General features: G+C 51.5%; 7 protein-coding genes. All 7 read right to left on the reverse strand.

The annotated features are described in order from the left end of the window. Positions 1–34: 34 nt before the first annotated feature. Positions 35–4,063: a DNA-directed RNA polymerase subunit beta gene (gene rpoB / locus VF709_RS23430; RefSeq protein ID WP_008503453.1), complete on the reverse strand. Its 4,029-nt coding sequence runs from the start codon at positions 4,061–4,063 to the stop codon at positions 35–37. Positions 4,064–4,382: 319 nt separating this feature from the next. Beyond that, entirely contained in the window at positions 4,383–4,751 is a 369-nt protein-coding gene (gene rplL / locus VF709_RS23435; RefSeq protein ID WP_013095002.1) for a 50S ribosomal protein L7/L12, read from the reverse strand. Positions 4,752–4,817: 66 nt separating this feature from the next. Further along, complete coding sequence (gene rplJ / locus VF709_RS23440; RefSeq protein WP_013095001.1) at positions 4,818–5,315, reverse strand: 50S ribosomal protein L10; 498 nt, start codon at positions 5,313–5,315, stop codon at positions 4,818–4,820. 292 nt (positions 5,316–5,607) lie between these two features. Next, the gene (gene rplA / locus VF709_RS23445; RefSeq protein WP_013095000.1) at positions 5,608–6,312 is read right to left on the reverse strand and encodes a 50S ribosomal protein L1; all 705 of its coding nucleotides are present in this window, start codon (positions 6,310–6,312) and stop codon (positions 5,608–5,610) included. A 3-nt stretch (positions 6,313–6,315) separates the two neighbouring features. Beyond that, positions 6,316–6,744: a 50S ribosomal protein L11 gene (gene rplK / locus VF709_RS23450; RefSeq protein ID WP_008503452.1), complete on the reverse strand. Its 429-nt coding sequence runs from the start codon at positions 6,742–6,744 to the stop codon at positions 6,316–6,318. 155 nt (positions 6,745–6,899) lie between these two features. After that, positions 6,900–7,445 carry a transcription termination/antitermination protein NusG gene (nusG, locus tag VF709_RS23455; protein ID WP_003862341.1) on the reverse strand — a complete coding sequence of 182 codons (546 nt, stop codon included), beginning with the start codon at positions 7,443–7,445 and terminating at the stop codon, positions 6,900–6,902. Position 7,446: 1 nt separating this feature from the next. Next, positions 7,447–7,830, reverse strand: a complete 384-nt coding sequence (gene secE, locus VF709_RS23460; RefSeq protein ID WP_013094999.1) for a preprotein translocase subunit SecE — start codon at positions 7,828–7,830, stop codon at positions 7,447–7,449. Between the last annotated feature and the right edge of the window lie 275 nt (positions 7,831–8,105).

Below are 8,105 nucleotides of genomic sequence, written 5' to 3' on the forward strand. Positions count from 1 at the left end.
TTAACCCGACAGCAGTGACCTGTTTGAGCGAGAATTACTCGTCTTCCAGTTCGATGTTGATACCCAGCGAACGAATCTCTTTCAACAGTACGTTGAAGGACTCTGGCATGCCCGGTTCCATCTGATGGTTGCCGTCCACGATGTTCTTATACATCTTGGTACGACCGTTCACGTCATCAGACTTAACGGTGAGCATTTCCTGCAGGGTGTATGCTGCGCCGTATGCTTCCAGCGCCCACACTTCCATCTCCCCGAAGCGCTGACCACCGAACTGTGCCTTACCACCCAGCGGCTGCTGAGTAACCAGGCTGTAAGAACCGGTAGAACGAGCGTGCATTTTGTCGTCGACCAGGTGGTTCAGTTTCAGCATGTACATGTAACCTACGGTTACCGGACGCTCGAACTGTTCACCGGTACGGCCGTCAAACAGCGTAATCTGACCAGACGTTGGCAGACCACCCAGTTGCAGCAGCTCTTTAATTTCAGCTTCTTTTGCACCGTCGAATACCGGCGTTGCAATTGGCATACCTTTGCGCAGGTTCTCTGCCAGACGCAGCACTTCTTCATCGCTGAAGGTGTTCAGGTCGACTTTCTGACGCACATCGGTGCCCAGATCGTAGGCACGCTGGATGAATTCGCGCAGTTTCGCGACTTCCTGCTGCTGTTTCAGCATGGCGTTAATCTTGTCGCCGATACCTTTCGCAGCCATACCCAGGTGGGTTTCCAGAATCTGACCGATGTTCATACGAGACGGTACGCCCAGTGGGTTCAGTACGATATCTACCGGCGTACCGTTAGCATCGTGCGGCATATCTTCGATCGGGTTGATCTTAGAGATAACACCCTTGTTACCGTGACGACCTGCCATCTTATCACCAGGCTGGATCTGACGTTTAACAGCCAGATACACCTTAACAATCTTCAGCACGCCTGGTGCCAGATCGTCGCCCTGAGTGATTTTGCGGCGTTTCGCTTCGAGTTTTTTCTCGAACTCGTGTTTCAGTTCGTCATACTGCTCAGCCAGCTGTTCCAGCTGATTTTGTTTCTCTTCGTCGGTCAGGCCCAGTTCCAGCCAGCGATCGCGTGGCAGTTTGTCGAGCTTCTCAGCTTCAACGCCACCGGCAACCAGCACCGCGTAGATACGGCTGAACAGACCCGCTTCGAGGATCTGCAGTTCTTCAGACAGGTCTTTCTTAGCCTGTTTGAGCTGCATCTCTTCGATTTCCAGCGCACGTTTATCTTTCTCAACGCCGTCACGGGTGAAGACCTGAACGTCGATAACCGTACCGGAAACACCGTTTGGTACGCGCAGAGAAGAGTCTTTAACGTCAGACGCTTTCTCACCGAAGATTGCACGCAGCAGTTTCTCTTCTGGCGTCAGCTGGGTTTCACCTTTCGGCGTTACCTTACCAACCAGAATGTCGCCGCCGGTCACTTCCGCACCGATGTAAACGATACCGGATTCATCCAGTTTGGAGAGCGCAGCTTCACCCACGTTAGGGATGTCAGCGGTGATCTCTTCTGGCCCCAGCTTGGTGTCACGGGACACACAGGCCAGTTCCTGAATGTGGATGGTGGTGAAACGATCTTCCTGTACCACACGTTCGGAGACGAGGATGGAGTCTTCGAAGTTGTAACCGTTCCACGGCATGAACGCTACGCGCATGTTCTGACCGAGCGCCAGTTCACCGAGGTCGGTGGACGGACCGTCTGCCAGCACGTCGCCGCGCTCAACTGGCTCACCCAGAGATACGCAAGGCATCTGGTTGATACAGGTGTTCTGGTTAGAACGGGTGTATTTGGTCAAGTTGTAGATGTCGATACCCGCTTCGCCCGGATACATCTCGTCTTCGTTAACTTTGATAACGATACGGGATGCGTCAACGTACTGAACGGTACCGCCACGCTTAGCCACTGCAGTAACACCGGAGTCAACGGCAACAGCACGTTCCATACCGGTACCAACCAGCGGCTTATCAGCACGCAGAGTTGGAACGGCCTGACGTTGCATGTTCGCACCCATCAATGCACGGTTGGCGTCATCGTGTTCCAGGAACGGGATCAGGGACGCACCGACGGATACCACCTGCTGGGTGGATACGTCCATGTAGTCAACCTGGTCGCGGCTGAACAAGCTGGATTCGCCTTTGCTACGGCAGGTAACCAGATCTTCTACAAAGTGGCCTTCGTCATCCAGGTTGGAGTTCGCCTGAGCGATAACGTAGTTGCCTTCTTCAATAGCAGACAGGTAATGAATTTCGTCGGTAACAACACCGTCAGTCACTTTACGGTACGGGGTCTCAAGGAAACCGTATTCGTTTGTCTGTGCGTACACGGACAGGGAGTTGATCAGACCGATGTTTGGACCTTCAGGCGTTTCGATTGGACATACGCGACCGTAGTGAGTCGGGTGTACGTCTCGAACTTCGAAGCCTGCGCGTTCACGGGTCAGACCGCCTGGGCCGAGTGCAGAGATACGACGTTTGTGCGTGATCTCAGACAGCGGGTTGTTCTGGTCCATGAACTGAGACAGCTGGCTGGAACCGAAGAACTCTTTCACGGCTGCAGAAATCGGCTTGGCGTTGATCATATCCTGAGGCATCAGGGTATCCAGATCGCCCAGAGACAGACGCTCTTTCACCGCACGCTCTACACGCACCAGGCCAACGCGGAACTGGTTTTCCGCCATTTCGCCTACGGAACGGATACGACGGTTGCCGAGGTGGTCGATATCGTCCACTTCGCCTTTACCGTTACGGATATCGATGAGCTTCTTCATCACTTCGATGATGTCGTCTTTGCTCAGGATACCGGAACCTTCGATCTCATCGCGCAGCAGAGAGCGGTTGAACTTCATACGACCAACCGCAGACAGATCGTAGCGGTCTTCAGAGAAGAACAGGTTCTCGAACAGGCTTTCAGCCGCTTCGCGAGTTGGTGGCTCACCAGGACGCATCATGCGGTAGATTTCTACCAGCGCGCTCAGACGATCGTTGGTTGGGTCGACGCGTACAGTCTCAGAGATGTACGGACCGTGGTCCAGATCGTTAGTGAACAGCGTTTCGATACGTTTGTGGCCAGCCTGACTCAGCTTAGCCAGCAGATCCAGGCTCAGCTCCATGTTAGCCGGGCAGATCAGCTCGCCAGTTGATTCATCAACGTAATCTTTCGCGGCTACTTTTCCTGCAATGTATTCAACCGGAACTTCGATGTGTTTGATATCATCTTTTTCCAGCTGACGGATGTGGCGCGCGGTAATACGGCGACCTTTTTCCACATACACTTTGCCGTCGGCTTCGATGTCGAACGACGCGGTCTCACCACGCAGACGTTCCGGCACCAGCTCCATCTGCAGCTTGTTGTCGCGGATTTCAAAGATCACTTTTTCAAAGAACAGGTCCAGGATCTGTTCAGTGGTATAGTTCAGTGCGCGCAGAATGATGGTTGCAGGCAGTTTACGACGACGGTCGATACGGACAAACAGGTTGTCTTTTGGATCGAACTCGAAGTCCAGCCATGAACCACGGTAAGGAATGATGCGCGCGTTATACAGTACTTTACCGGAAGAGTGTGTTTTACCTTTATCGCTGTCGAAGAAGACGCCCGGGCTACGGTGCAGCTGGGAAACGATAACACGCTCAGTACCGTTGATAACGAAAGTACCGTTGTCTGTCATGAGTGGAATTTCACCCATGTAGACTTCTTGTTCTTTAATGTCTTTAACAGTGCCTTCCGGCGCTTCGCGCTCGTAGATCACCAGACGCAGTTTTACGCGCAGCGGTGCGGAATAGGTCACGCCACGGATCTGACATTCCTGAACGTCAAACACCGGTTCGCCAAGGCGGTAGCTGACGTACTGCAGCTCGGAGTTACCGCTGTAGCTCTGAATTGGGAACACGGAACGGAAGGCTGCTTCCAGACCGTACTGCCCTTCAGGATCTTGCTCGATAAACTTCTGGAACGAGTCAAGCTGGATAGAAAGGAGATATGGAATGTCCAGAACTTGTGGACGTTTACCAAAATCCTTACGAATACGTTTTTTCTCGGTATAGGAGTAAACCATAGGGTTCCTCAGCTCGCTGACAAGTCGACCCATCTGTCCGACGAAGGGACAGTTTGTGCAACACCATTTTGTGGACCGGAAAATTGAATACTTTCCGCAATACCTGTTGCTATCACGCTTAAACCATTTCATTGCGATTTACACAGAGCGAGCACCCTGTCGCAGTATATTAAGTCGTCGATAGAAACAAGCATTGAAAGACACATCGATAGTCAAACAGTGTGAAATGCTACCGAGGCCTTACAGCGCAAAAAGGCTGGTGACTAAAAAGTCACCAGCCATCAGCCTAATTACTTAGGCTGCAACCAGAAAAGTTGGCTTATTTAACTTCAACTTCAGCGCCAGCTTCTTCCAGAGATTTTTTCAGTGCTTCTGCGTCGTCTTTGCTCACGCCTTCTTTCAGCGCAGCTGGAGCAGATTCTACCAGGTCTTTAGCTTCTTTCAGACCCAGACCGGTAGCGCCACGAACAGCTTTGATTACTGCAACTTTGTTCGCGCCAGCAGCTTTCAGAATTACGTCGAATTCAGTTTTCTCTTCAGCAGCGTCAGCAGCTGGGCCAGCAGCAACAGCTACAGCAGCAGCAGCAGAAACACCGAATTTTTCTTCCATTGCAGAGATCAGCTCAACAACGTCCATTACGGACATAGCGGATACTGCTTCAATGATTTGATCTTTAGTGATAGACATTTAAATTGTTCCTGAATATCAGAATAAGTTTATACGTAAGCAGATGCTTTATAAAGATAACTGCGATTAAGCAGCTTCTTTCGCATCGCGTACAGCAGCCAGAGTACGAACCAGTTTGCCAGCCGAAGCTTCTTTCATGGTTGCCATCAGGCGTGCAATTGCTTCTTCGTAGGTCGGCAGAGTTGCCAGGCGGTCGATCTGAGACGCCGGGATCAGCTCACCTTCAAAGGCAGCGGCTTTGACCTCAAATTTTGCATTCGCTTTCGCGAACTCTTTGAACAGACGAGCAGCAGCGCCCGGGTGTTCCATAGAGTATGCAATCAGGGTCGGACCAACAAACGTGTCTTTCAGGCACTCAAAAGAGGTACCTTCAACAGCACGGCGCAGCAGGGTGTTACGAACAACACGCATGTAAACGCCAGCTTCACGACCTGCTTTACGCAGTTCAGTCATTTTATCTACAGTTACGCCACGGGAATCCGCAACTACTGCAGACAGCGCGCCTTTGGCTACTTCGCTGACTTCAGCAACAATCGCTTGTTTGTCTTGAAGATTTAAAGCCATTAGCTTTTGCTCCTGGATGTTTGCCGGAACTCATGTTCCGGAACTCACTTCACTCTTCCCAACGGAAAGAGCGTCTTAATACGGTGAGCAGAAACAAGCCAGAATATCCAAAAATAATCTTAGCGTTCTGTCACCGTCTACGCAGGGGATTAAGTCTCTTGCGAAACACCTGCGGTCTTCGACGGAGGCCTGGATTAGGCCAGGCTCCAACGAACAATTCTTTTAGCCGCTAACTTTCGTTAGCAAACGTGGGGGTAAGATTGTAGACAAAATCACCGCCCACGTAAAGGCATTAGTTTGCAGCAGCGCTCAGGCCAGCCTGGTCAACTGCAACACCTGCACCCATGGTGGTGGAGATGCTAACTTTCTTGATGTACACGCCTTTCGCCTGAGTTGGTTTTGCTTTTTTCAGCGCAACCAGCAGAGCTTCCAGGTTTTCTTTCAGTTTGTCAGCGTCGAAGTCCACTTTACCGATGGTGGTGTGGATGATGCCGTTTTTGTCGTTACGATAACGAACCTGACCTGCTTTAGCGTTCTTAACCGCTTCAGCAACGTTAGGGGTTACAGTACCCACTTTCGGGTTTGGCATCAGGCCGCGTGGACCCAGAACCTGGCCCAGCTGGCCAACAACGCGCATTGCATCTGGAGATGCGATAACAACGTCAAAGTTCATTTCGCCTTTTTTGATCTGGTCAGCCAGATCTTCCATACCTACCAGTTCAGCGCCAGCAGCTTTAGCAGCTTCTGCGTTTGCACCCTGAGTAAATACAGCTACGCGAACGGAACGGCCAGTACCGTGTGGCAGTACAGTTGCACCACGAACGTTCTGATCAGATTTACGAGCATCGATGCCCAGGTTAACAGCAACGTCAACGCTTTCAACGAACTTAGCGGTAGCCAGTTCTTTCAGCAGAGCGATAGCTTCGTTGATGTCGTACTGTTTGGTCGCATCAACTTTGTCACGGATCACGGACATGCGCTTGGTCAGTTTAGCCATTTCTTAGTCCTCCACTACCAGGCCCATGGAACGTGCAGTACCTTCGATAGAGCGAGTCATCGCTTCAATGTCGGCACCAGTCATGTCGGCAGCTTTGGTCTGCGCGATTTCCTGCAGCTGAGCGCGGGAAATTTTACCCACTTTGTCTTTGTTCGGTTTACCGGAACCAGACTTGATACCAGCCGCTTTCTTCAGCAGAACTGCTGCAGGAGGGGTTTTGGTAACGAAAGTGAAAGAACGGTCAGCGTAAACAGTGATTACAACTGGGATTGGCAGACCTTTTTCCAGGGATTCAGTTTTGGCGTTAAACGCTTTACAGAATTCCATGATGTTCACACCCTGCTGACCCAGAGCTGGACCAACTGGTGGACTTGGGTTCGCCATACCAGCTGCAACCTGCAGCTTGACGTAGGCTTGTACTTTCTTAGCCATTCTAAAATCCTCTGATTGGGTGATAGCGCCTCAGCGAGGCTCCCCGTGAATAAAATCGTTTTACAGGCCGTGGCCCATAAAAACAAAAGGCGCGAAATTGTATTCCAATCTCGCGCCCTGTGCAACGATTAAATCGCCGCTTTTTTGATCGCTGCTTAGGCTTTTTCTACCTGGGCAAAGTCCAGTTCTACCGGGGTCGCACGACCGAAGATAGAAACAGAAACTTTCAGGCGGGATTTCTCGTAATCCACTTCTTCGACCACGCCATTAAAGTCAGCAAACGGACCGTCATTAACACGAACCATTTCACCCGGTTCAAACAGCGTTTTCGGACGCGGCTTATCACCCACCTGCTGCAGGCGGTTCATAATCGCATCAACTTCTTTGTCGCTGATTGGCGCCGGACGGTCAGACGTGCCGCCGATAAAGCCCATCACGCGCGGTACGCTGCGCACAAGGTGCCAGCTCGCGTCGTTCATAACCATCTGAACCAGCACGTAACCCGGGAAGAATTTACGCTCGCTTTTGCGGCGTTGGCCGCCACGGATCTCGACCACTTCTTCGGTCGGAACCATAACTTCGCCAAATAACTCTTCCATGTTGTGTAATTTGATATGCTCACGCAGCGACGTTGCTACGCGGCCTTCAAAACCGGAAAACGCCTGAACGACGTACCAGCGCTTTTTAGGGGCTTCAGACATCTCAGAACCTCAGGCCAGTGATAAAGGATACCAGGCGAACCAGAATACCATCCAGTCCCCACAGGATCAGTGACATTACAGCGGTTACCGCCGCTACGATCAGCGTGGTGTGCAATGTTTCCTGGCGAGTCGGCCAAATTACCTTACGGACTTCGGTACGCGCTTCGCGGGCAAAAGCGACAGTCGCTTTGCCTTTTGTCGTCAACAGCGCGACACCACCCGCTGCAGCAATCAGAATTACCACTGCAAGCGCGCGTAGCGGCAGCATAATGTCACGATAAAGATAGTTGCCGACGATCGCTACGATCAGCAGAACGGCTACCACTACCCATTTCATCGCTTCCAGGCCGCGCCCGCTCCCTTGAGCTTCGGTATTCGCACTCATAAACCAACCTGTCAGAAGTATTCTACAAACATTTTCACCCCGCGATCGCGAGGCAAACCAAATCGAAATGCTAATTCGCTTTTCGAATTATACGCTCTCTGCAGAGCCTGTCTCAGCAATGATTATGACAAAAATAATCACTGATGAGCCAGGTTCTGGCGTGAAAGCGTGCAAAAAGGGCATCAAATGATGCCCTTTTATTGCGCATTGCGTCAAATGTTATCAGCAATTAGCCGAGAACTTTAGCAACCACGCCCGCGCCAACGGTACGGCCA

It is taken from the genome of Enterobacter sp. Lyrl_3 (assembly GCF_051948675.1).
Lineage (GTDB): Bacteria > Pseudomonadota > Gammaproteobacteria > Enterobacterales > Enterobacteriaceae > Enterobacter > Enterobacter cloacae.

Excerpts from the sequence above, each read along its gene's own strand:
- rpoB (WP_008503453.1), bottom strand. The coding sequence starts at position 4,063 with ATGGTTTACTCCTATACCGAGAAAAAACGTATTCGTAAGGATTTTGGT.
- rplL (WP_013095002.1), bottom strand. The coding sequence starts at position 4,751 with ATGTCTATCACTAAAGATCAAATCATTGAAGCAGTATCCGCTATGTCC.
- rplJ (WP_013095001.1), bottom strand. The coding sequence starts at position 5,315 with ATGGCTTTAAATCTTCAAGACAAACAAGCGATTGTTGCTGAAGTCAGC.
- rplA (WP_013095000.1), bottom strand. The coding sequence starts at position 6,312 with ATGGCTAAACTGACCAAGCGCATGTCCGTGATCCGTGACAAAGTTGAT.
- rplK (WP_008503452.1), bottom strand. The coding sequence starts at position 6,744 with ATGGCTAAGAAAGTACAAGCCTACGTCAAGCTGCAGGTTGCAGCTGGT.
- nusG (WP_003862341.1), bottom strand. The coding sequence starts at position 7,445 with ATGTCTGAAGCCCCTAAAAAGCGCTGGTACGTCGTTCAGGCGTTTTCC.
- secE (WP_013094999.1), bottom strand. The coding sequence starts at position 7,830 with ATGAGTGCGAATACCGAAGCTCAAGGGAGCGGGCGCGGCCTGGAAGCG.